Source organism: Klebsiella sp. RCJ4 (genome assembly GCF_009025755.1).
In the GTDB taxonomy this organism is placed as follows: Bacteria; Pseudomonadota; Gammaproteobacteria; order Enterobacterales; family Enterobacteriaceae; genus Klebsiella; species Klebsiella michiganensis.
Genome location: NZ_WCIN01000045.1, coordinates 106,696 through 130,720 on the forward strand (window position 1 = coordinate 106,696; position 24,025 = coordinate 130,720).

The 24,025-nt window shown below is 54.1% G+C and carries 19 protein-coding genes and 9 pseudogenes; 14 read left to right on the plus strand and 14 right to left on the minus strand.

The annotated features are described in order from the left end of the window. Positions 1–258: 258 nt before the first annotated feature. Both F8562_RS25635 and F8562_RS25640 read right to left on the minus strand, forming a co-directional pair. Positions 259–591 (minus strand): DMT family transporter, encoded by a 333-nt coding sequence (locus F8562_RS25635; RefSeq protein ID WP_004118538.1) that lies wholly within the window; start codon positions 589–591, stop codon positions 259–261. Positions 592–722: 131 nt separating this feature from the next. Further along, a complete protein-coding gene (locus tag F8562_RS25640; protein WP_151891952.1) occupies positions 723–1,280 on the minus strand; it encodes a recombinase family protein in 558 nt (185 codons plus the stop codon). A gap of 160 nt (positions 1,281–1,440) precedes the next feature. On the opposite strand from F8562_RS25640, the gene F8562_RS25645 reads away from it, so the two are divergent. After that, positions 1,441–4,449, plus strand: coding sequence for a Tn3 family transposase (locus F8562_RS25645; RefSeq protein ID WP_004118541.1), 3,009 nt, complete (start codon positions 1,441–1,443; stop codon positions 4,447–4,449). On the opposite strand, the gene F8562_RS25650 is transcribed toward F8562_RS25645, so the two are convergent. Then, on the minus strand, positions 4,446–4,622 hold the full coding sequence (locus F8562_RS25650; protein ID WP_142298658.1) for a hypothetical protein: 177 nt from the start codon (positions 4,620–4,622) through the stop codon (positions 4,446–4,448). The genes F8562_RS25645 and F8562_RS25650 overlap by 4 nt on opposite strands. Before the next feature lie 672 nt (positions 4,623–5,294). Then, a complete protein-coding gene (locus F8562_RS25655; RefSeq protein ID WP_049593942.1) occupies positions 5,295–5,648 on the minus strand; it encodes a DUF6463 family protein in 354 nt (117 codons plus the stop codon). A 201-nt stretch (positions 5,649–5,849) separates the two neighbouring features. On the opposite strand from F8562_RS25655, the pseudogene F8562_RS29820 reads away from it, so the two are divergent. The 7 genes and pseudogenes from F8562_RS29820 to F8562_RS25690 form a co-directional block, all read left to right on the plus strand. Further along, a pseudogene (locus tag F8562_RS29820) lies at positions 5,850–5,969 on the plus strand (Tn3 family transposase); the annotation flags it as partial. Positions 5,970–6,344: 375 nt separating this feature from the next. Next, a pseudogene (locus F8562_RS25660) lies at positions 6,345–6,829 on the plus strand (hypothetical protein); the annotation flags it as partial. A gap of 401 nt (positions 6,830–7,230) precedes the next feature. Further along, positions 7,231–7,776: pseudogene (locus F8562_RS25670) on the plus strand (plasmid SOS inhibition protein A); the annotation flags it as partial. After that, positions 7,773–8,098: pseudogene (locus F8562_RS29385) on the plus strand (theronine dehydrogenase). The pseudogenes F8562_RS25670 and F8562_RS29385, both read left to right, overlap by 4 nt. Before the next feature lie 158 nt (positions 8,099–8,256). Next, positions 8,257–8,406: pseudogene (locus tag F8562_RS29595) on the plus strand (DUF5431 family protein); the annotation flags it as partial. Then, positions 8,354–8,473, plus strand: coding sequence for a type I toxin-antitoxin system Hok family toxin (locus F8562_RS25680; protein ID WP_223156217.1), 120 nt, complete (start codon positions 8,354–8,356; stop codon positions 8,471–8,473). The pseudogene F8562_RS29595 and the gene F8562_RS25680, both read left to right, overlap by 53 nt. A gap of 1,099 nt (positions 8,474–9,572) precedes the next feature. Then, entirely contained in the window at positions 9,573–10,406 is an 834-nt protein-coding gene (locus F8562_RS25690; protein WP_049593944.1) for a DUF932 domain-containing protein, read from the plus strand. A gap of 41 nt (positions 10,407–10,447) precedes the next feature. Here F8562_RS25690 and F8562_RS25695 read toward each other — a convergent pair whose 3' ends face one another. Next, positions 10,448–10,771 (minus strand): hypothetical protein, encoded by a 324-nt coding sequence (locus F8562_RS25695; RefSeq protein WP_064355337.1) that lies wholly within the window; start codon positions 10,769–10,771, stop codon positions 10,448–10,450. A 268-nt stretch (positions 10,772–11,039) separates the two neighbouring features. Here F8562_RS25695 and mobA point away from each other — a divergent pair, with 268 nt between their 5' ends. From mobA to F8562_RS25710, 3 genes are all read left to right on the plus strand, one after another. Further along, positions 11,040–11,366, plus strand: a complete 327-nt coding sequence (mobA, locus tag F8562_RS25700; protein ID WP_049593946.1) for a plasmid mobilization protein MobA — start codon at positions 11,040–11,042, stop codon at positions 11,364–11,366. After that, positions 11,363–13,234 carry a TraI/MobA(P) family conjugative relaxase gene (traI, locus tag F8562_RS25705; protein WP_049593947.1) on the plus strand — a complete coding sequence of 624 codons (1,872 nt, stop codon included), beginning with the start codon at positions 11,363–11,365 and terminating at the stop codon, positions 13,232–13,234. Before mobA ends, traI begins: the two co-directional genes overlap by 4 nt. Positions 13,235–13,304: 70 nt before the next feature. Continuing rightward, positions 13,305–14,258 carry an Rpn family recombination-promoting nuclease/putative transposase gene (locus F8562_RS25710; RefSeq protein ID WP_049593948.1) on the plus strand — a complete coding sequence of 318 codons (954 nt, stop codon included), beginning with the start codon at positions 13,305–13,307 and terminating at the stop codon, positions 14,256–14,258. Between the two features lie 164 nt (positions 14,259–14,422). Here F8562_RS25710 and F8562_RS29600 read toward each other — a convergent pair. The 8 genes and pseudogenes from F8562_RS29600 to F8562_RS25745 form a co-directional block, all read right to left on the minus strand. After that, positions 14,423–14,986 (minus strand): annotated as a pseudogene (locus F8562_RS29600) (phosphotriesterase-related protein); the annotation flags it as partial. A gap of 27 nt (positions 14,987–15,013) precedes the next feature. Continuing rightward, positions 15,014–16,015, minus strand: a pseudogene (pilO2, locus tag F8562_RS29605) (type 4b pilus protein PilO2); the annotation flags it as partial. Between the two features lie 11 nt (positions 16,016–16,026). Continuing rightward, positions 16,027–17,637: a PilN family type IVB pilus formation outer membrane protein gene (locus tag F8562_RS25720; RefSeq protein ID WP_224239840.1), complete on the minus strand. Its 1,611-nt coding sequence runs from the start codon at positions 17,635–17,637 to the stop codon at positions 16,027–16,029. Positions 17,638–17,701: 64 nt separating this feature from the next. Beyond that, positions 17,702–18,118 (minus strand): type IV pilus biogenesis protein PilM, encoded by a 417-nt coding sequence (gene pilM, locus F8562_RS25725; protein WP_049593988.1) that lies wholly within the window; start codon positions 18,116–18,118, stop codon positions 17,702–17,704. A gap of 2 nt (positions 18,119–18,120) precedes the next feature. After that, positions 18,121–19,110, minus strand: coding sequence for a toxin co-regulated pilus biosynthesis Q family protein (locus F8562_RS25730; protein ID WP_049593989.1), 990 nt, complete (start codon positions 19,108–19,110; stop codon positions 18,121–18,123). An 8-nt stretch (positions 19,111–19,118) separates the two neighbouring features. After that, positions 19,119–19,571 (minus strand): hypothetical protein, encoded by a 453-nt coding sequence (locus F8562_RS25735; RefSeq protein ID WP_049593990.1) that lies wholly within the window; start codon positions 19,569–19,571, stop codon positions 19,119–19,121. A gap of 10 nt (positions 19,572–19,581) precedes the next feature. Then, positions 19,582–20,241: a hypothetical protein gene (locus tag F8562_RS25740; RefSeq protein WP_049593991.1), complete on the minus strand. Its 660-nt coding sequence runs from the start codon at positions 20,239–20,241 to the stop codon at positions 19,582–19,584. Positions 20,242–20,292: 51 nt separating this feature from the next. Then, positions 20,293–20,811, minus strand: coding sequence for a transcription termination/antitermination NusG family protein (locus tag F8562_RS25745; protein WP_049593992.1), 519 nt, complete (start codon positions 20,809–20,811; stop codon positions 20,293–20,295). 511 nt (positions 20,812–21,322) lie between these two features. On the opposite strand from F8562_RS25745, the gene repA reads away from it, so the two are divergent. Then, on the plus strand, positions 21,323–22,297 hold the full coding sequence (gene repA, locus F8562_RS25750; protein ID WP_158010508.1) for a plasmid replication initiator RepA: 975 nt from the start codon (positions 21,323–21,325) through the stop codon (positions 22,295–22,297). 917 nt (positions 22,298–23,214) lie between these two features. Next, positions 23,215–23,403 (plus strand): annotated as a pseudogene (locus F8562_RS29610) (DUF2913 family protein); the annotation flags it as partial. A gap of 205 nt (positions 23,404–23,608) precedes the next feature. Here F8562_RS29610 and F8562_RS29390 read toward each other — a convergent pair. Further along, positions 23,609–23,821, minus strand: coding sequence for a hypothetical protein (locus tag F8562_RS29390; protein WP_161989521.1), 213 nt, complete (start codon positions 23,819–23,821; stop codon positions 23,609–23,611). Between F8562_RS29390 and F8562_RS29615 the strand changes: the two are divergent. Beyond that, a pseudogene (locus F8562_RS29615) lies at positions 23,816–23,917 on the plus strand (integrase); the annotation flags it as partial. The gene F8562_RS29390 and the pseudogene F8562_RS29615 overlap by 6 nt on opposite strands. Positions 23,918–24,025: the final 108 nt, after the last annotated feature.

Consider the following 24,025-nt stretch of genomic DNA (forward strand, 5'->3'; position numbering starts at 1 on the left):
TATTCAGGTGCTTATCATCACACTGGTGCCCGCATTTATAGTTTGCCGAAAAAATTCGCACCGTTAATCATGCAGGTACAAACAAAAAGCAGTCTTTTTGTCAATCATGGCAACTTTTCCTGGCCGCCCCCGGTTATGTCGGTTCTCTCGCCTGTTATTAATGTAGCGGGTAATGTCCCATTTCAAAAAGGGGAAAGGGAGAGGCATGCTGATGTCTAAAATCAGAATGCCCCCGGAGTTCTGTTTATGGATGAGAACCTACAGCTGCTTGTGTCCTGCCAGAATTTTCAGGCCAATGATACCCGCCAGAATCAGTCCGAAACAGGCAATGCGTAACAGGCCCTTATCTTCATTTAAGTAAATTATTCCGTACGCTGCTGTCCCTAAAGCACCAATCCCGACCCAGACCGCATAAGCGGTTCCTACAGGAATAGTCCGTGTTGCCAGGGACAAAAAGTACATGCTCACACCGATAAATGTCAGGCAAAAAATACTGGGGTAGATCCGGGTAAATCCCTCAGTCCGGAGCATTGACGCGGCATAAAAGACTTCGGCTATGCCGGCAATCACCAGATACATCCATCCATTCATAAAACTCCTTTAACGGCTCATCAAAACCAGCAATATTGTGGGCAATGTTAACTCTGTTTTTAAGCAGGGGATCATCAGCATCAACCGCGAAACCCTTTCCGGCACAGGAAAAAATCGCTGCCTGCGTCGGGTTAACTGCCTGGGCCCAGTTTTTTTAACCTGAAATAGGTGGCCCTGGATATGCCGGTTTTCTCCATCACCAGTTTAATGGGCGTTTCGTGCCGGATAAGCTCCAGTGCGGCGACCGATTTGTGATGAGGTTTCCGTCCAAACCTGACGCCTGCCGCCATGGCGATGACCCGGCCTTCGTTTGTGCGCTCCAGGATCCGCTCCCGCTCAGCTTCAGCAACGGCAGCAAGGATCTGAATGACCATTTTACCCATCGTGCCTTCAGTACTCAGTCCATTCTCCAGAAACCGGATGGCTATTCCCTTTTTATAGCAGGCATCAACAATGTGGATCATATCCGCTGTGTTGCGGCCAAGCCGGTCCATTTTGGTACACATGATAATGTCATCTTTTTCGGCACGGGCAAGCAGCCGTTGTAACCCTTCACGTTCGTCCGTGGCGCCCGACATCATGTCAGTAAAAATCCGGTCATCTCTGACGCCTGAAGATTTCAGCTCCATGATCTGCGCCGTCAGTTTCTGATGGCTCGTTGATACCCTTGCATATCCCAGTAATGCCATATTGGTCTCACAAATCGATACTGATACTGCGTAGTATCATAAAGCATAAAACACGATTTTTGATACTCATGTAAGCACGCACTTTAAAAGGTCTCAAAACTTATAATATCTGAGACTATCAAAATTTGAGCAGAGCGATACCCTTACGAAAGGATGCGGGATGAGTGACGGTTTTCTGACCAGTGAACAGACCGAAAACTACGGACGGTATGCCGCCGAGCCTAACGAGGTTCAGCTGGCCCGGTATTTTCATCTTGATGAACGCGATCTTGTTTTTATTAATCAGCGCCGGGGGAAACATAACCGATTTGGGATTGCCCTTCAGCTAACCACGGCCCGTTTTCTGGGAACCTTCCAGACCGATCCCTTGCAAATACCTCCCGGCGTCCGAAATTACGTTGCATTACAGCTGAACATTCATCGCCCTGAGATCATGGCCCGATACGCCCAGAGAGAGAATACCCGTTGGGAGCATCAAAGGCTGATCAGGCAACACTCTGACTACCATGATTTTGGCGATTTCCCCTGGTCGTTCAGACTGAAACGTCTGCTTTATATCCGCACATGGCTCAGTAACGAGCGCCCCGGTCTGATGTTCGATTTTGCCACGGCATGGTTGCTCCAGAATAAAGTATTGTTGCCCGCAGCCTCAGCGCTGACGAGGCTCATTGGCGAAATTCGTGAGCGGGCAAGCAGGCGTTTGTGGCGCAGACTGGCTGCATTACCTGACAGCTGGCAGACTGAGCAACTGGCCGGTCTGCTTGTCATACCGGAAGGACAGCGGGTTTCCGTGATGGAGCAGATACGAAAAGGGCCCGTCAACGTCAGTGGTCCGGCCTTTACTGACGCACTTCAGCGCTACACACGCCTGCGCAGCCTGGAGTTTTCCCGGCTGAATTTTGCCGGGCTGCCTGCAATTCAACTCCGCAACCTGGCTCGTTATGCTGGCATGGCTTCGGTAAAATATATCGCCAGAATGCCGGAGGAACGGCGGCTGGCCATCCTGACCGCGTTTGTTAAAGCACAGGAAATTTTGGCACTCGATGAGGCTGTCGATGTTCTGGATCTGCTGATCCTCAATATCACGCGTTCAGCGAAGCAAACCGGGCAGAAAAAACGGCTCAGAACGCTCAAAGATCTTGATCGCGCGGCGCTACTTCTGGCACATGCATGTACGCTTTTACTGGATGATAAAATGGATGACGCAGCGCTGCGTCAGACTATTTTCAGCCACGTACCAAAGAACCGGCTGGCGGAATCCGTAGGTAAAGTCAATGAGCTTGCCCGCCCGCAGGACACAAATTTCCAGGATGAAATGGTCGAGCAATATGGACGGGTTAAGCGCTTTCTGCCAGCGATGCTGCGTGATTTACATTTTCAGTCTGCCCCTGCCGGCGAAAATACGCTATCGGCCATACATTACCTGGCCGAACTGAGTGGTTCGAAAAAACGCCTCCTGGAGAATGCGCCTGAGCAGATCATTACAGGTCCCTGGAAACGTCTGGTGTACGACTCCGAAGGCCGGATACAGCGTGCAGGATACTCATTGTGCCTGCTGGAACGCCTTCAGGATTCGCTGCGTCGCCGCGATATCTGGCTGGAGAACAGCGATCGCTGGGGCGATCCGCGTCAGAAGTTTCTTCAGGGGAAAGAATGGCAGGCTCAGCGGATCGCCGTATGCCGGGCGCTTGGACACCCCACCGATGGTGGAAATGCCGTTAAACAGCTGGCAACCGAACTGGACGAAACCTGGAAAACGGTGGCCTCACGCTTTGAGCTGAATGCTGCCGTGAGCATCTGTCATCAGGGTAAATATCCGTCCCTGACCATCAGCAGTCTGGAAAAACTGGAAGAACCGCAGCCGCTGATTCTTCTGAACAGCCGCGTCAGGCAGCTGGTCCCCCCTGTTGATCTGACAGAGCTGCTGCTTGAAATTGACGCCCGGACTGGTTTTACCCGCGAATTCACTCATGTGAGTGAGTCTGAAGCCCGTGCTCAGGATCTTAACATCAGCCTGTGTGCCGTACTGCTCGCTGAAGCCTGCAATATCGGACATGAACCGCTGATCAAACACAGTATTCCGGCACTGACCCGCCACCGTCTGAGCTGGGTAAAACAAAACTACATTCGGGCTGAAACGCTGGTCAGCGCTAATGCCCGGTTGGTCGATTTTCAGTCCACGCTGGAACTGTCTGAGCGCTGGGGCGGCGGAGAAGTGGCTTCTGCAGATGGGATGCGCTTTGTCACTCCTGTAAAAACGCTGAACTCTGGCCCTAACAGAAAATACTTTGGCTCAGGGCGTGGGATCACCTGGTACAATTTTGTTTCTGACCAGTATTCCGGCTTTCACGGCATCGTTATCCCCGGTACGTTGCGTGACTCTATCTTTGTGCTGGAAGGGCTTCTGGAGCAGCAGACGGGGCTGAATCCGGTGGAGATTATGACGGACACTGGAGGGTCCAGCGACATTATCTTTGGCCTGTTCTGGCTGCTGGGCTACCAGTTTTCGCCCCGCCTGGCAGATGCCGGTGAGGCGGTATTTTGGCGTGCAGATAAAAATGCGAACTACGGGGTACTGGATGAGCTGGCGCGGGGATGCGTTGAACTGTCAAAGATAGAAACCCAATGGGATGAAATGATGAGGGTTTCCGGTTCTCTGAAGCTGGGTACAGTCCACGCCTCAGAACTTGTGGGCTCGCTTTTAAAAAGTTCCCGTCCGTCAGGGCTGGCGCAGGCGATTATGGAGGTGGGACGGGTCAACAAGACGCTGTACCTCCTCAACTACATTGATGATGAAGAATATCGTCGCAGGATACTGACTCAGCTTAACCGGGGAGAAGGCCGTCACGCCGTGGCAAGGGCGATCTGTTACGGCCAACGTGGTGAGATTAGAAAACGTTACCGTGAGGGGCAGGAGGATCAACTGGGTGCGCTGGGGCTTGTCACTAACGCAGTTGTATTGTGGAACACGCTTTATATGCAGGAAGCGCTATCACATTTGCGCAGCGCTGGTGAGATCCCGGAAGACGAGCATATCTCACGCCTGTCGCCACTGATGTACGGTCATATCAACATGCTGGGACATTATACGTTCACGCTGCCGGAAAATATTCTGAAGGGAGAGTTGAGGCCATTAAATTTCAATTCAAACAATGAATTATTGCCTTAACGTGGTTTTTTACACGATTGAACCTCGAACCCCTTTACGAGTTCCTCAATGCTTTCGCTATCGTGAAATTCTATGGCCCTGACATTTTCTAACTGCCCAACAGTACGTTCTGCTACTTTGACCAATTCGCTGGCGAGTAAACCATTTGAAGCAATTACGATTGCAATTTTCATGGATCCTCCCGGGTTAACTGAAGATTGATGATTGCTTTTGTGTAATTAACATACGATCAAAACAAAACCAAAACAAGATTTATAGCTTCTGTTTTGGTTTGCTGCGTTTGCATTTTGTGAATGAGATCGCATCTTTGATGACAGCTGTTTTTCATAGCCAGTACCAGGCAGGGCCTTGTTATGGGTATTCATAACCCGTTCCACCCGGAGTGGTACTGTCTCGTCGCCAATGGAATTCATATTCGAGCCAGATCACTGGAAAAGCACTGTGGTTTGTGAAATTGTTGGTTACTCTGCATCACAGAGATAAAGGCTTTCTGGAAGGTTACCAGGCCTTTACGAAACAAATGTGGAAATGGCTTCTTTGCGGTTCCTCATGGGGATATTCACATGTGTCTTATGAAGACATCACAAACATCGGGGAGCTGGTCACTGTGCATGAACGACATTTGCCGCTTAGGCATTTCTCATGTAAGCCTGATTACTTTCTGCATAAGTGTATTTTTCTTTTTTAATAGAAAGGTGAACCAGAAGGGTATCCTTATGTTCACCTTATTGAATAATTTCTTTTATGGAACTTATAGTTCTAAAAAACATATATCAAAGTGTTTATTTTTTTATACTTTCTACCAGACAATCTGTTGCAAGATACATTGCATCATGAATAATATTTCAATTTTTAGCTGGAAAAAGAATTATTAGTGCTTGTGGAATAAAAAGCCAAAACCCTGATGCAGGAATTAATATACATCCAATGATTGAAATAGTCATTATGCTATAACCTAGAAATTTAGGTGCGGGCTCCTGTGTTTTCTGTATAAAAACATGGAGCAATTGACCTAGCATGATAATAATTAACCCACAAAAAATAAACCAAAAATGATATTCAAGATTTATATTCTGGGCTATTACATTGAAATATTCTCTATGGCTGATTTCATTGATCGCACTATATCCTAAAATAACTCCTACTATAGTGTGAATTATGCCAGTTAAAAACATAAGTCGACCGCTTAATTTCCACATATCAATATCCCTTTATCAATCTAATTAAATAGCATTATTTTAATCAATAAAAACATGAAAAAGTTGATCTTCTTCTAAAATGCCAACTTATGTTTCAACTTTTCACAATGTAGTTATTTATACTGTTTTATATCCTCTATGTTCTCAATGGCTTGCTGTATCACGAAAACTCCCTGTAAATCAGAGAGCATTACTCCGATACCGCGGGCAAACGGACTTGTCAAAGCATTGAGGAAAATTGGTCGGTAACGAACTTAGTTCATGCTCGACTGGCTCCGCGATCCGGCATTTCGTCGACGGGTCCAAGCGGGCCTGAATAAATGAGAGGTCAGTAGCAAGTTGGTACATGCGGTTTTCCTGTTCAAAAAGCAGGAATCGAAAGCTGGGGCTATCGCGCCTGTGCACTGAAGCTGCTGACTGACCTGCTCCCCGTTGATTAACATACCGCGATGTTAGTTATGTCTTCATCTCTTACATGAGGGCATCTTCATAAGGATCCACAACCATGCACGCAATGTGCGGGATATCCACCGCCCGGAGCCAGTGTGCCGCGCCCGGACGGTCACGGGACGGGCGGCATTTTCGCTCCTGTCCGACGTCGCTGTGATTTTACGCCATCCACTCGCACACTTTAAGGAGAGTCCTTCAAGCCGCTTTCGCGGTATCGGCTCGCTGACGATGGGGACTGTCGGCTCGTTATTCCACGGTCAGCTTGACCCGTACCCGGAGCGGCTGCCTTGTGCGCAGGAGTGGTTGACTGCGGCGAAATGTGATGATCTGCTGGCCTTCCTGAAAGATGTCATTGACCGGATAGATGACATCGTTCACCAGGACGCGCAGCACATCGTGGCGGTACTTGTACCATCTGCCGCGCCGCGGCTGATGGAAAAACGTTTCGGAGACTGGCGACTGGTTGCGGACGAATATGGGCATGACAACTGGCTGGACAGTAAGGACGGGGAACGGTTGGATCAGGTGCTGGACGGTATACTGGTCCGGGAGGCGCGGTTTTGTCCGGTCCTGCTCACCCTAGTGAATGAGTCCCGGGAAGAAATCGAAGCGGCCGGGGTTATGACCGATCTTCTGCGTTTCCCGAGGGAACCGGTTCGTCGCTAGTTGACCGCCGCGTGTTGCGGGATGTACTGAACTTGGTGTGCAACACAGATCTGTTCGGGGATTAAGTCATTGAGGGAAGGGGAAACTCCTCCTTTTTTATCCGCCGGTGACACAGAAGTTGAAAAGAATGACGTCGGCTCAGCTTTTATGGCGGCCCCGTCCCCGCGTGACGTGGCCTGATGGTTTTCCACTCTGTCAGTCCGGCGCCGTGTGCGGGCTGTCCCGTGCATCCATCGTAGCCGGGCTGTCGTGGATACATGGGTAAAGTGCACGCGGCGGTCATCCGGTCCTTCCTACACGTCAGCCGCGATCTTCCGGTCGTTCGACCACTCAAGTTTCACGGTCTCACCCTTCAGCTCCCGTCTTCCATGCCGTCAGGCTGCGGCTTCCTTTGCGCCCTTGTATCCCCGACTGATCGTCCGACTGGTATGGATGCACGGCACCGCCCGGTTTCGCGAAATATGTGATTCCCGGCCTGAACTGGGAGCCGAAGAACCAGCTGACCAGCCTGAAACAGGTGGAAGAGGCACTGGACCGCCTTATTTCCAGCCACGGAGAGTCTTACCCACTGCCACTTTCCACTGATGTACAGGCTGAACTGTTCCCGGAGGTGATGCACATGCGCTCAGATCGCCGGATGCAGCGCGAGAAACTTGCTTCCAACCGCAAAATGCGCCGGGAGGAAAAAGTGCTGGAGCGTGCCTGGATGTTGCGGCAGAACTTGCTGGGACAGGCCTTGACGGAGCTTAATTTTCAGTCGCCGGAAACCATTAACACCTTGTATACGCGTTGGGCTGACGAGTTTGACGCGCGGGAGCTGGCACAGGGGTTCTGGCAGTGGTGGACGCGGTTTGCCTCGCTGATATCGCTGGGCTGGCTGCGCGACAGCAATGAGCCACTGTACAACGTGATGTATGAAATCCGGTTCAACGTCCGGGACACCCCGGCACATTTACGCGAGGCCGAACGCTGGAAGGTACCCAACAAGCTGACGGACCGGAGCCGGGGATGAAGAGGCGCTATTCGCTGCGCTGGAAGGTTCCGCACAGACCGTGTCCGGGTCCGCATGAACTGGTATCGGAAGTGGTGGGGGCCGGGCAGCCCGCTCCTGAATCGGTGATGGCCCGCTGGGTGGCCGGTGCCAGGTATGCAGTGTGTGTGGATTTCCTGATGAGAGACAGATCAGGAGCTGGAGCGATGAACGGAAAGCGGCTGCCCGCAGAGGAAATCTGGAGCGCCGCGTTAATCGGATTGCGCCACTGTTTGCTGATGAACTTATCGAGCGGGAACTGGAAACCCGACCGGAGTATTTTCGCGGTAAATCAGCCCGATAAGGGCTGGAATCCTGGTCAGACAGTGACGGTGTGCGGTATTATAGCGGTGGCGCTTGAGGCTTTTTGCCTCATGACGTGAAGGTGGTTTGTTACCGTGTTGTGTGGCAAAGAGCAGAAAGCCCCGTAGTTAATTTTCATTAACCCACGAGGCCACCTGTATGCCTAGACAACATCAGGATAGCCTCTTAGATGCCGCAAGGCAAGGAGAAGAAGGCCATGAAACTACCGCGAAACACTCTGCTCGGGTGCGTATTAATAGTGTGTCTCACACTGCTGATATTCACTTACCTGACCCGGAAGTCACTCTGCGAAATCCGGTACAGAGATACGAACAGGGAGGTGGCGGCTTTTATGGCTTACGAATCCGCTAAGTAGCTAACCCCGGCGGGGGGTAACCCCCGCCATTCAGGGGCTAATGATGTCTGACATGCCTGAAGCGCCTTTATGAAGGGACTGTCTGAGCAATCGGGCAGTCCCTTTTATTATTGCGGTTCTGCGCCTGAGGGCTGACCTGCGCAAATGATTCAGGGCAGCATTCTCTGAAGCATCTCAAGGGCTTTCAATTTGCTGATCTGAGGGCGTGATATTAGCGGCATGATACCCTGTACGGAAAGCGTGATCATGGCCAACGCTATGGCCCGCTTAACTTTAGACGCGTTTTCGTAATCTTTGTAAGAACGCGGGCAAACGCCCAGCTCCTCTGCTGCCCTGTCGCGGCGCCAGCCAAGGCTCTTTCGCCATAATCTGAGTTCAAAACCGGTCATAACGACCATCAAAAAAGTGCAGAAATTGCACTTATTTTACCTCGTTATTCATCCGCATTTCGAGTCGATAAGCATCAAAACCAAAGAAACTCAAACCTGGCCTGGCGCCGTCCTGTCAGGATAGCAAACGATGCCTGAAGGGTGTCGTTAGCAGTTGCCGAACCGGCAGTGCCACTCTAACTGGCCGTCACGGACGGCCGCTAAGGAAAGCCGGAAAACCGGCTTCTCCCGATGCCTGCTCTCAGTTTGAATGGTGATGATACTGCCCTGAAACCCGGGGCAATATGTTTCCCGATCAGTAAATTTCTTTCCGTCAGACACCATCCCGGGCTTGCAACTGGCTTGCGCCAGTGCCGCCCCAACCGGGGCCGCTTCGCGTCCCCTTTACGGATACGGGCATGGCCCGCCACTTCCTTCCGGCGTTTCCCTTTTCGTTCCCGGTGTCATCGCAGTCCGCCTTTGCCGTGAAAGACACTGGCCTGGACCGTTCACCCTGCAAGGGCACGGCTGACGCCTGCTTTCCTCCCCCGTTCGCACTCCTTCCTGTTGGTCAGTCGCTTGCGCTGCGGCCTCGGTCAGCTCCCTTGCAGGCCTCACTGTAGGTCCAGGCCGGTCATTTCATCACGGCAACGGCCTTTCGCGATGGTGAATCACCATCAAAAGGACAACGCCAGAAGAAAGTCACTTTTTGCATTCAGAGGAGAATTACCATGGCCCGTTTATCATCCGTTTTCCGCTCTGCCAACGTCATCCGTAAAGAGCGCGCGCTGACCAATGACGAACTGATGCGCTTCGTTCCGAGCGTCTTCTCGGAGGAAAAGCATGAATCCCGCAGCGAACGCTACACCTACATTCCGACCATCACGCTGCTGGATAATCTGCGCAAAGAAGGGTTCCAGCCTTTCTTTGCCTGCCAGACCCGTACGCGCGATATCGGTAAGCGCGAACACACCAAACACATGCTGCGACTGCGCCGCGAAGGTGAAATTGCGGGCGAGGAAGTACCGGAAATCATTCTTCTCAACAGCCACGACGGCAGCAGCAGCTACCAGATGATCCCCGGTATGTTCCGTTTTGTGTGCATGAACGGCATGGTCTGCGGAAAGACTTTTGGTGAAATCCGTGTGCCGCACAAAGGCGACGTGGTGGGGCAGGTCATTGAGGGGGCCTTTGAAGTGCTGGAGATTTTCGACGGTGTGAAAGAATCGCGCAGCGAGATGAAAGAAATCGGCCTCAGTCGTGACGAACAGCGCATTTTTGCGGAGATTGCGCTCAACTGGAAATATGACGAGAAAGGGGAAGGAAAACATATCCCGCTGACGGCTGACGATGTGTTGCAGGCCCGCCGCCACGAAGACAAAAAAGACGATCTGTGGACGACTTACCAGCGCGTTCAGGAAAACATGACGAAGGGCGGCGTGTGGGGCAGGAATGCGAAAGGGAAGCATCAGCGTACGCGCCCTGTAAACGGCATTGACGGGGACGTTAAACTGAACCGCGCACTCTGGGAGATGGCCGAGAAAATGAAACAGCTTAAAAGCTGATCATGAAAAAGGGGCGTAACGGACGCCCCTTTTTTCTGTCATTAATCTGACTTTCCACCTGCCAGACCGCCCGCCTTTTTTTCTTCTGCAACAGCCGGACTGTTTGTCCGTCTGCGTGCCGGTCGCCCACCGTCCAGCAGGTCCCGTAACGTTTTCTCGCTGACGGTCAGGCCGACACTCTCCAGCTGCTGGCGCAGCTCCGGAAGGGTGTAACCTTTCTTCCTGTGTAACGTCCGGATATCGTCGCGCAACTGCCCGAGCACCTCCGCACGCGTGAGCCGCTCCCGTGTGAGATCCGGCAGCGCACTCAGTCGTTCGCGGGCCGCATTCACATCATTTTCGGAAAACCATTTTTTTGCTGTCATAACATGCCCCTGCATCCCTCCTGCCCGGACGCGGGGAATTGTGTCACAAAACCACACATAAAACATGGTTTTTCTGGAGTCACCAGAAAGACGTCTATATACTCGATTGCATGCAAAATAACCGAAGCTAAACGAGGGACAGGATGTGATTTGTTGAACCGCCACCACGGTGTCGGCCCCAACAAATCTCCTGGTCAGGGCAGAGCCCCGACACCCCGGGTGAGGCGAAATTGCCCGGCAATTTCGCGCAGGGAGCGGATAACTAACTGTGAGCAAGAGCGAAAAACGTCAGCGCACCGAGCTGCTTCTGGGGATCAGATGCACGCCGGAGGAGAAAACAGAAATTCTGGAAAAGGCGAAAATCGCCGGTCTCAGTACCGGGGAATTTCTGCGCCGGTGCGCGCTCAATCGTAAAATCCAGACCTGGAGCGATCAGCGGACCGTCCGTGAACTGACCCGCCTGGGGGCTCTGCAGAAACACCTCTTCAATGAAGGCCGGGATACGGTCAGTGCCAGCTTTAGCAAACAGTATGCTGATATCCTGGTAACCATTCGCGACACGCTGCTCAGGCTCGGGCAAAGGAGCGGCGTATGATCGCCAAAGTCCCTGACGGTCGGCGAGACGGCAGATCCAGCTTCCTGCAGCTCATCACCTACAACTGCATCCGGGATGAGCTCAGTCCGGAAGAGGCGCTCCGGGAAGATGCCCGTTTCCGGCGTCCCTCCCGTTCACGTGAAGCGTGCTTTGAGCGGCTGGTTGAATACATTGACCGTTCGCAGAACGCTGGCGAGGGAGAGGGGACAGAAATTATGCTGGAGAACGGTGACTCCCGTATCGCGGTGAATGGTGTGGTGATCCAGCATAACTGCTTCAGCCTGAAAACCGCGCCGGTGGAAATGGCGGCGACGGCGATGGCTAACCGGCGCTGTGAGGAGCCGGTATTTCATTACATTCTGTCCTGGCAGGAAGATGAAAATCCTGACCCGGATATCATATTTTCCTGCGTGGCTGACACACAGAAAGCCCTGGGTCTGGAAGGGAATCAATATGTGGCCGCCATTCACCGTGACACGGACAACGTCCATGTGCATATTGCGACAAACCGTGTGTGTCCGCGCACGTTCAAAGCGGCGACGCTGTCCTTCAGCAAGGAGCGGCTGCAGCGCAGCTGTCGTCAGCTGGAGCTGAAACACGGATTCAGGCATGACAACGGCAGCTGGAAGGTTGATGAAAAGGGTCATGTTGTCCGGGCGAAGAAACGGATGAAAGTACTGCCGGAAGGGGCGGCGCGCCTGGAGCACTTTGCTGATACGGAAAGTCTGACGACGTATGCACGCCAGCACTGTTTTGAACAGATTGATCGCCTGTTGTCCGGACCGCATTTCTCCTGGGGGGCCGCGCATGAAATTTTGTGCGCGGCCGGACTGTGCCTGGATCGCAAGGGAGAAGGGCTGGCGATCTACAGCCTGTATGACACAGCACAGACACCGATACGAGCCAGCCGGCTTCATCCGGATCTGACACTGAAACAGGAAGCGACCGCCGGTGCGTTTCAGTCACCGGACTGGTATCCGGACAGCCATAACCGGTACCGGAACACGCTGCATGTGCGTGACCAGGGGGCGAGGGCAGAACGCCGGGAGGCCAGGGCAAATGCGCGGCTTGAGTTGCGAGCTCGGTATGAGCGCTATCGAAGGGACTGGAAGAAACCTGACCTGGATGTGGCGGGACGTTTTCGGGCGATAGCCGCAGAGGCGCGCGATCGGAAAGCGGAAGTGAGGCGGCGGGGACGGACAGCCGATCCGCAGATACGGCGTCTGGCGTATAACATTATTGCGTTTGAAAAGATGCAGAAAGAAGCGGCGCTGCGTCTGCAGTTGCGTGAGGAGCGGGCGACACTGCACGTGGCGGGTAAGCTGCGCCCAATGACGTACAGGGGGTGGGTGGAGCAGGAAGCGGTTAAGGGCGATGTGGCGGCAATCAGCCAGTTACGAGGCTGGCACTACCGTAGCAAGCGGAAGGGATTTCCGACTAACAGTATCGTCTACTGTGCTCCGGCAGATGATGTGGGCATCATGGAAGCCCCGGAGTTTGAGGCAACTGTCAGACGGGACGGTGTGGTGGTATATTGCCGGAACGGCTGGGCAGAGGTGGCAGATTATGGTGACCGACTGGAAGTGGTTACACCGAAGGAAATCCCGTCCATGTGGTTTGCTGTGGGGGCGGCTTCGCTGAAAAGTGGCGAGCATGTGAGCTTCAGTAACGATCCTGACTTCAGGACCCGGGCCTGCCGAACCGTGGCGGAGTTTAACCGGGAATTTCCGTCTCGCAGGCTTGCACTGCAGGAGCCGGAGCAGCGCAGGATCGTGGAGGCCGAGCAGAACCGATATACAAGCCAGGAACAGCCGCGCAGACAGGAACAGCAAGATTCTCCACAGGGTGGAATGGTCTGGAAGCCCTGATGAAAGTTTTCGTTTCACAGGACTGTCGGCCCCTGTACCATTACATTGATATTTTTCAGAGTCTGGGTCGATGAAGAAAAAAAACAATAATCCGACACCTCATGATGCGACGTTCCGGCAGTTTCTGACACAGCCGGATACCGCACGCGATTTCATGAATATACACCTGCCGGCAGAGCTGCTTGCGATCTGCGATCTCAGCACGCTGAAGCTGGAATCGGGCTCGTTCGTTGAAGATGATCTCCGGCAGTATTTCAGTGACGTGCTCTACAGTCTGAAAACAACCGCCGGTGATGGATATGTCCATGTTCTCATTGAGCACCAGTCGTCGCCTGATAAACATATGGCCTTTCGGCTTATCCGTTACGCGGTGGCTGCAATGCAGCGCCATCTTGAGGCTGGCCATAAAAAACTGCCCCTGGTTATACCGGTATTGTTCTACACGGGGAAGCGCAGCCCGTATCCATACTCGACTCGCTGGCTGGATGAGTTTGACGATCCAGAACTTGCAGGAAGGCTCTACAGTACCGCATTCCCGCTGGTTGACGTGACCGTTATTCCGGATGATGAAATTGCAGGGCACCGCAGTCTGGCTGCGCTGACGCTGCTGCAGAAGCATATTCATCAGCGCGATCTAGCAGAACTCGTTGACCAGCTGGCGCCGATTTTACTGGCCGGATATCTGTCTTCATCGCAGGTCCTATCACTGGTACACTATATTTTACAGGCAGGCGAAACAGCGGACGCCGAAGCCTTTGTTCGCGAACTGGCACAGCGTGTGCCGCAACACGGAGACGCACTTATGACCATCGCACAACAGCTTGAGCAGAAAGGTATCGAAAAAGGTATCGAGAAAGGTATAGAGAAGGGCATCCAACTGGGGGAACAGCGAGGAATTGAAAAAGGCGAGCGTGAAGCCACCCTTAAAATTGCCCGTACTATGCTGAAGAACGGTATTGACCGCAGTACCGTCATGAAGATGACAGGTCTGACTGAAGACGACCTGGCGCAGATCCGCCACTAATCTTTGCCTGATATCCCCTGCCGGGCCATCAGCATGTATTGATGAGGCAGGGGTATAAATCCCGATGAATATTTTCCCAAGCCGGTGTCCGTAATAACTCTCTTTTCATTAAGGTCAGTGGGGAAAGATGCAGCCCGCACGTCGTTCGGGCTGCCGGGTAATTGTCAGGCCAGGAGATTTGCCGGATTATCAACACAAAGTTTTTTCACTGACTCCGCATCGACCCCGCGGCTGGACAGATAGCCCAGGAAGACGTTTGGCACAAACCCCCATCCATTTCCTCCATTTTTCGCCCACATTTGTTTCAGGAAAACATCGTGACTTAATACAAGCTGATCTCCATACCCCAGTTCAATGAGCTTGCTGACGGCATCGGCTGTCTCCTGTACCCCTGGAGCCACACCTTCTTTCGGAAATGTAATGTCGAGCCCAATCATATCAAACTCCAGCCAGACTCCCCTGTCGAGCATACGGCGTTGATAATCAAGGTCCTTTCCGGATGGATCTGAATGAGCCAGGGAAACTTTCCTCGGGGAGACTCCCATTTCTCTCAGAACGATATCCAGAACCTCATCTCCACGTCTTAACCATCCAGGCATGTGAATATTGATTGAAACATCCGGATTGTCTTTCCAGGCCAGTGAGGCGGCCCGCAGACCGTTTTTCTCCGCATCGGTAAATTCCGGAGAGACACCGATTTCACCAATCATTCCTGCCCGGATAACTTCGCCGTCAATGGTCTGTGAAGGACGTCGGAGTGGAGGATCGGCTTTCAGCTGAAGCGTGACGTTGCGCGCCTGGAGACTGGATATAAACGGCGTGAGCTGTTCGGTCTGATTCCCCGGACGTTCATCCGTCATTTCTCCTGCAGGGATGGGCCAGCGAATTTCTCCGCTCTGGCCATCATCACTGGTCATCACAACCGGTGGGGGAGTCAGGGCAAGTGCACTTTCTCTGAAACGGGTAAGCGTACTGCCGGCCTGGAAATGATATTCCGCGCGAATACCGTCTCCCCGGCATTCCCCACCTTTCAGCGTCCAGCCGGAAAGAGTAAGGGGAAGATTTCTGACGGCCGTCAGGCACTCGCCGAGCAGATATTGTGGTGTCGACAGGGTTGCCCAGGGGTGGGGAAGGGCAACACGGCGCATCCCGGTTTTTTTCGGGGCCTGTTTACGGGCCTGGGCGGCCAGACGCTGCGCTTCCCGGCGCTGTACCCCCTGCCAGTAATCCCAGGCATACCAGATCGCCACGGCAGCCAGTCCGACGAGAAGACACCGGCGGACACGCTGCCCAGGAATAAACAACCGGGCGGCGGCAGGGAGGCGGGGGGGCAGCAGGGCGGTAATGTCTGCGGGTGCCGCCTCTGTCCCGGTTTCCTGCCATCCGGAGACAGGGGCGTCGTGAAACGCCAGAAAACGATCGCGCGCCCTGATACAGGTGACACTGTCACCGGTTATATCTCCCTGCAGGGCGGGCATACCGTCCACGGCGGCCAGAAACAGCCACCGTTCATCCGGTAATTTAATCAGGGCATATCCGTTCTGGCCCAGGGCCGGGAGGGCGGCAACGGCGACAGACCAGGCGCGTTCCCGGCCTTCTCCCACGCCGGCGTACTGCATCTCTCCCTGACGAACCAGCACACATGGATTTCGTCGGCCGGTCAGCGCGCGTAACTGACGGCCCGGACGTCCTCCGGTCAGCACGGACCAGGAGAGACCCGCCGCCAGACGGTATTTTCCGACAGTAAAATAGTGCATAGGGCCTCCTGTCAGGACAGAACCGGCGTGATGAGAATGACCAGTGTTGCGCGCTGGTCAGAAACGCCGCGTCCACCACCGAACAACCAGTTCTTCGGTGTGAACGTTCCTTCACGCGTGTCCTGGGCGGCAGTGGACTCATAGCCGGAAAGAATGAGTGTTTGCCCGGATTTCATGTTGACCCGCTGCGCCAGGGAACGAAGCTTGGTGTAGGGCATTTCAATCGAGGTGTTTCCATCTGAGGAGGTCACCGTACGGATGGTCGGGCTGTCAGAAAGGTTAAAACTGAACTGCAACTGGATATCGCCGTTATCCCGAACGTACGGCATCATCGTCATGTTAAAGCCGGTGGTGATACTTCCCGGCGTCAGCTCTGTGGAGCTGTAGGAGTCTGAGGTGGTGGTTTTGGTGGAGGCCAGATAGACCGTCTGGTCAGCCACCTGAACTGGAACCGGCACCATATTGGTGGTGGTGCTGGTCTGGGTCGTCACGACGGCCAGATTACCCTGCTCCGCAAGGGCTTTGATAAAGACCTCAGAACCGCGCCAGCGGGCCGCTCGTCCGGTGGCCGAGTCGAGAATACTCATACCGGCACTGGACGCGGTGCTGCTGCCGGAGGCAAAGCTGCCGGTCAGAGAGGCACCAATGCCGGTCACCGAGTTATAGACCGCTTTCCAGTCCAGCCCCAGCTCGTTCGCTTTCTTCGCGGTCACACTGTAAACCTCCACCTTCAGGGTGACCTGCCGGTTAAGGCGGCTGTTCTCGGTCTCGATATAATGGCGTACGCGGGCGAGCACCTCCGGGGTGTCAGTGACGGTCAGCGTACTGCTGGCCGTGCTCAGATAGTAACGACCGCTGTCTGGTGTCAGCATAGTTTCCACGGCTTTACGCAAGTCGTCATAGAGTTCAGATGCCAGACGTACCGTGGTTTTCTGGGAGGTATCCTGATTGCCGGACAGGGAGTTGCTGTTCGAGCCTCCGCCGGAAACACCGGCACTGGCGGACGTCCCCCCGGTCACGCTGGCATCCATGGACGTACTGGCATTTAACACCGCTATCTGAAAGGTTTCGGTTGTCTGGCTGAAAAACGTTATCTGGCCCCCTTCATGGCGCCAGTGCATCCCGGAGCGGGTGGACAGCGTATCCAGCAGCCCGCCCAGTGGCCCCTGCCAGCTCAGGGGCCCGATATCCGGCGAGGTGACCGCGATTAACCGGGAGGAGGGCATGGCGCCGGCCGTGGCCAGTGGCGTCCGGCCACTGGCATCCGGAAGCGGGAGCGAACCGTTTAACTGGCGGGTCTCACCGTGGGCTGACAGCCCGGCGGGGGGCTGGATCGTCACCGGCAGGCCACAGGATGCGGTAATACGTTGCGCGGCGGCCGACAGCGTGAGGGGAACAGCAGATACCAGCGTGATGCTGCAGGCCGGGACGCTTCTGGTTTTTTCACTGACGGTCAGGGGGTGTGGATTGACCCACTGGCTGTCAAGCCACGTCACCGGAGGTGCTTCTGCCACCTGGTGGGTTTGCAGCGCGGTATCGCTCTGGCGGGTGATGCCGGCGGCCTCCTGACTGATGTCGTCATACATGGCAGAACAGCCGGCGAGCGACAAAAGGGATGTCATCAGCCAGACCGCGCCGGATCGGAACGGTAATTTCATAGGGGAAACTCCGGGGGAAGTTAATTCATTAATTCAGATAGACAATGTCACTGTCAGTGATACCTGAAGGCAGAGGGACACCCATCGGCGTGCCGGATGCCATCAGCAGTGTACCGTTACTGACGGTCAGGACGAGAACCGACTGACGGGCTGCAGCACGCAGGGCGCTGAGCAGGCCAGGTTGTTCCCGGGTCCAGATAAAAAGCCGGTCGTTGTGCACAGTGAAGTGGATCCCGGCAGGCAGGGGCCAGGGCAGATCCAGGTCCTGCAGGGCTGGTGTACCCTCGTAACGGTACCGCCAGTCATTGACCGCATCGGCCAGCATCAGTATCTCACTCGCGGTCTGTCTCGCGGTCAGGTCAGACGGCGTTAACCGGGATTCTGCGTGTCTCTGATACCAGCCGCCGGTCACAAGCAGTACCAGCAGCAGTAACGGCGCCAGCATGTTCACGGCGTGCCTCCCGGAAAAGGTTTATCACTGACGGAAATCACACACTGCTGGCGACTGACTCCGGCATACAGGGGAACCGCGGCTTTCTGATAGAGGGTAAACAGCCCGGTCATCACCTGTTCAAATGGCCCGTTAAAGGTCAGAGGCGCAGAAACTGGATAGTCAACCGCGACGGGCCAGATAACCAGCCATTTGCCACCACTGCAGCTGGCCGTGGAGGCCCACTGCGTGAGGGTGGTCCGCAGGGTGCTGCCGGGTTCGGCTTTCCAGACCGGGCCGGCAGGTGCGACCGGTATTGGGGCTGGAGGGGGGATGGAGGTATCGTCTTCACGCCCCTGCCGGAACGGATTACGCGGCGCTGGCGTGGCAGCAGGGGCGGAAGATGTCACGGGGACTGCTGGCTGAACGCCGGGACGAGACAGGGTCAGCGTCCGGGCATGCCAGTCCAGATGGCCCTGAATATTTTGTGAGACCAGCAGACGCTCGAGTACCCGTGTCCATTCATCATTCTGCCAGATAGTCTTGTGTCGGGTGCTGAGCGTCTGGCGCAGGGCATTTTCGTACTGCAGCTGCCAGCCATCAGGCAGAATACGGCGTATCCACTGCTCTGTTGTCAGGTTACTGACGCCGGGCAGGCTGATAACCGCCGGTTTTTGTGGTGTGCCGGTTACACGCAGCCCAGCTGCCGTGGTCGCTGCCGGGGCTGCGGGACCGGTCAGTGTGTCATGCGAGGTGGAAGGCGACATTGCCGGCACGCCAGAGGTAGCAGTCGCGGGTGTCGGGGGGATCGGGGCTGCGCGGGATGGCGCCGGCACGGTCGCCTGCACCTGCTGCTGGGTATGTGCCACCGTTTCTGCTGAGCTGCGTATCTGCCCGTCAACAAACACCAGTGCCGGGACCTGGAGCTCCGGCGCGGGTGATCTCAGTGGGGAAAACCCCGTACAGCCGGTCAGCAGTGCCGGCATGACAAACAACATTTTTTTCATACAGTTCCTTACTGGCTGGCCATGAGTTGTTTCTGACGGCGGCGGCGGTCACGATTACGTTCGCGTTGCTGGTTTTTCTGGATAAGTAATCCCAGGGTTTCCACGGTGCTGTCATCCCCTTCACAAAGCTGGTCGATCAGCGCATGCAGGACATCGCGCGGGCGGACTTCAGTACGCAGCCTGAAGGCGATACAGAGAGTGGTCTGGGTCAGGCGGTCAGTGTGCAGAGGAGAAAGTTTGTAGGATTTGGCTTTGGGCATAGGCGGCTCCCTGTAGGGTGGCGGGCGCAGGGTGCGCCTGCTGTTCAGTTGGGCCAGATAGACCCGGGTGTAATCAACGCCGCTGTCATGATGGTCAAGACTGTCGGCGGAGAGGTCGGCGGAGAGGACCGCGATCTCCGGTCGGGGATCGGGATAATCGATAAAGGGGTCGAGTAACAACATGTCATCGGGCGTTTCCATTCAGCCTCCGTCAGAGAAAGACAGCATCGTCTCCATGAACATGTCGCTGAGTGTGGCAGTGGTGCCAGGCCCAGATATCTTCACTCAGACTGTCGCTGCCAATGTGGAGTTGTGTCAGCCGGCGGGCTGGCGTTCCCCGCTGGATAACCTGAAAGCCGTTATTGGTGAACGTACGCCGCACGCAACGCAGAGCTTCCTCGTCATGACCGGCCAGGATATCGAGCGGTTGTGTCAGTTGCCCTGCCGGAGAGAAACGCAGGAACGCGGTTTGAGTCAGCAGGCATCGCCGTTCGGGAAGCCGGGAATCAATTGTGAATCCCTGATGGCGAAGTTCATCCAGCGCGCAGGAAAAACACGGGAGATCGATAGCCGACATGCGCAGACAAACTTCTGCGGTTTCCCGTAAATAGCGGATGACATCACCTGTGGCCAGCCCCCGGCTGATAAAGAGGTCGATCTCACCGTGATGCAGTTTCTTCAGATGCTGCCATTCGGGTTGCATGAAGGAGTGTGCAACGGCCTGCTGCAGGACCCGGCGGCGCTCGCTTCGGGAATGACGTCTGCGGGTAAAAAACAGTTCAGCGTTCTCCGCCGCCAGGTTCAGCAGTCGGGAGAGAAGCGTAAGGTTATTGTGCTGTAGTGAAGGCAACAGCCGGTTGGCGGTATCCATGATGCGACTCCGGAAAAGGAATGCCCCGGCACGGTGACCGGGAGGAGGGTATTAAAGGTCAGGAAGGGCGTGCCGGGGCATTGGTTCGGTCGGAAATATCAGGCTGAGTAAGGCACTATTGCGGTGATGACTGTCCGGGTTCCGGAGGGCCCTGATGAGCCGGTTGTACTCACTTCGCGTCAGTCCGGGACATTGTTTTCGTGCGAACTGCGGAAATCGTGAAGCAAAGGCCTCCGGGTCAAGGCACTGCGGAAAGCAGCGCTGAAGCTGCCTGACCAGGTGCGCAGGGACCGGCAGCAACTGGTTTCCCTGACGAACAAAGCCACCGAAGCCGGGCTGCTGATAAATGAAATCTGTTGGCGTTCGGTTCAGGTTGAGCATGATAAAAAAATAACCGGTGAACAGTGCCCGCTGCCGGATGACCCGGCGCCCGGGATACTGTTGTACAGACTGGTATTCCGGTGTCCAGGCTGTGATATTGTGTTCTTCCAGCAACCGGAACAGGCGGAGCCGGTTGTCTTCGGGGGGCGCGTAGGTGGCCAGAAACCACGCTTCTTCTTGTTTTTGCATTATGTTTGACCCGCTCTCACAACGACCAGTTGTGATATCTGATCCAGGCGTCCTACAGGCGGACAGAGGGCTTTACGCTGGCTTTTCCCGGTGCAGAGCGAATCAAATGCCCCCGTTGGTCCTGAAAACCAGAAAAGACAGCCAAAAGCCAACATTATGTAAGGTGTCATTAGCAAAAAAATAAAAAATCACAATCTTTAGTTTATATCGCAGTAATTAAAAGATTCGATCTTATCTACTGCCGCATAACACAACACCCAGATTAATGATCTGGATAAATTTGTCAAAACAGTCATTTATTCTTATCTGAGGCGTGATATTAGATCGTCTGTCTGCAAATGTTAAAAAACACGATCTTTTTGATCATAAACCCTGTTTTTATCAGAATAAAAAACCATCAAACTGAGTGTTAGCCGCTCTTATCCATAAGATATTTCTTAAAAAATATTGATTCCCGTCAATTTTTAACATCTCCTGATTTCGCAAGATGAAAGGCATCCCGAGAGGTGATGTGAATAAACGTCCGGTTTTGCATCCTTTTTGTGATCTAATCCCTTTTTTTGAAAAAATGGAGAAACATGAAAATGGATATGACTCATTCAACACTGGGCCGGACGTGACAACGACGGCCAGTGTCAGGGGACGGCGTCGGGGGGACCACTCAACGGTCTGTAAATGCCGGCACCCGTTCTATTTCAGACCTCCGGACTGGAAACCTCTGAAGGGGATCCACGGGCATGCCTATGCCAGTCTGGTCGCCCGCGACCGCAAAACCGGCCAGTGTTCGTTGCGGCGCCGAGTATCTGCCGATCCGATATTCATTGCGCTGCGTACGGCGCTTGGCCGCAAGCGCGGGTTCCCGAAAGTTCGTCGTGATTTACTGGATGCGGTATTCGTGCTTCTCATCTCAGCGGCAGACCTGGCCACCGGGATCGTTGTTCTCAATATTACCGAAATCAGCCGTCAGCTCAGCCCGGTGCGACCGGATGGCTCACCAGATCCCTCGCAGTATGTGGTTGTCAGCCGCCTGTCACGTCTTCTGAATGAACTGGAACGATTTGGTATCCTGGAAAATCCACGTCCTGAATTTGATTTTACGGGTAAGGTTCGTTTCCCGAAACATGTCATTATCACCGACCTGGGATGGAGCCTGACAGGGATTGATATGGCGCGTTTCCGGCATGAACGTGAGGTGCGTCTGAACAACGAGGCGCTGAAAGAAGCTCAACAACGCTGGCAGGAACGAAACCGGCTGGCCGTTCTCCGGCGCAGACAACAAAAAAGGGCAGAATCCCGGCTCAGGAAACAGTTACAGGGGTTATCGCCGGATGAACAGAAGCGCCACATAGGGGAGCGCGTCTACCGTCAGCTGGGCCCACTTCGAACATCCATCCCTCCTCAGCGTTTTGGTAAACTGGTGTACGAACAGCTTTACCAGCTACAGCTCTTTTTCCGGCCGCAGAAATGCGCGCCACCAGTCAAATGATTTGCATTTTCTCTCCAGCTAACCGCCTCCTGCGGTGATGACGTCTGCCTGAATCAGGCAAAACGGCGTTCTCTCGTCACTTCTGCCCTTACTGAGCTTCCCTGCTAACTCCGAAATGGCCACAAAACGTCGCTAACAAACAGACGTATTCTGTTGTGCACCGTTATCTGCAAAGTAGCAAACCGTCGTGAGTGCAATTGAACTTCAGTTAAGTGCAATATATTCATACCCACCATAGATAATTCATTACATACCGATTATTTCAGTCCGCAGTCTCTGTGAATAACGGGGATATTACAGGCAATTGCAAAAAAGTAGTTACAACATCCAATTAGAGCACCAAAAATGGAGCAGGTAAGAACCTCCGTGCCCCTCCTCAACATCGCGATAAACACCATCACAGGTTTGAAAGGATCGTGCCGCTTCCACCCACTACAAAACCGCCGCCGCCCCCGGCCGAAGGCCGGGGAACACCATCGCTTTTAATGATGGGTGTTGTAACTACTCTTCTTCATGCTGTGGGTGGAGCTGCGGTTAGTTGTCTGGTACACGCTCGTAAGCGGCCCTACGGCCCGCTAACGCGGAGATACGCCCCGACTGCGGCTGTCGCCTTGTCGGGTCCACTCCGACCGCGTACAGAGGCGTCTGAGATGTTTTGAGCGGGTATGGCTTTGCAGAGAAGGGGGTCGGTGAGGCAGAACCTGTCAACACAGTAGCCGGCTGCGCCGGGCAACGGCGCCACTCACTATCAGAGCTGTACTCAACTGCTGCTGGCGCCTCCATGCCGCAAAGCGGCATTCAGAGAACTTGCTCGTCAGTCCAGGCTGTGTATTCAATTCAGGGTGAACGGTTCCGAATCCTTTCTGCTTCCGGTTAAGATACATTCAGGTTCTCGAAAAATAAGGGAAATGTTCGTAGTGAATCTGAAGGAAAAATCGGCCCATCTGGCGTGGTGCGAGCTGGTTGCGCTGGCATTAGGTAGGAAGAACGGCGATATAGTGTCGCCAGTACAGTAAAATCTCTTTCTCACCAGGTGGCTGGCGACGGCGCTGAAGCAACGTCGCTTTTCGTGTGATATTACCCCCGACATCGAGTGGCTTCTGAAACTGCTGTGTCTCATTGAACGTGAGCCTGCACTGATTAATACATTGCGCGGTATTCTCGCTTGAACAAAACCAGCCCCTTCGCGCTGACGGGCCTGGTTTTGTTCTTCGGTGTACAGTACACCGTCTGACGACGGATTGCCTCCCTTTACCTCGGTGCATAGCCCTCTTCCGCCAGTGTTTTCATATGAATGGACTAGGAAATAAATTATGCTGACTCATTATTTCTGGCCATAAAGGTTCTGGCAGTGCCATCTTTCGGGTCAACAAAGGTAATATCTTCAGGATCACGACGAGGGCTGGCCAATGACAGAAATATTACGGGTTCTTCAAGAAGGGTTGGTAATGCATGGACAACATTACGCTCGAAAAAAAGCACGTGGCCGGGGGCAAATTCGGCTTCGTCACGAGGATCTTCCATCCAGAGCGTCCCCATGAATCCCTGAATAACCTGACGCCGGAGGATCACCTGCTGATGGCTGAAAAACCGGAACTCTCAAAAAGTGCGTGGAACTAAAACAGGTGTGCATTACTCCACCTCATGTTGAAGAGACCAGACTGCATCAGAAAATTGCACCATAACTGAGCAAGCCGCATCCCATTGGTGCAAAAGTGTCTCCAAAAA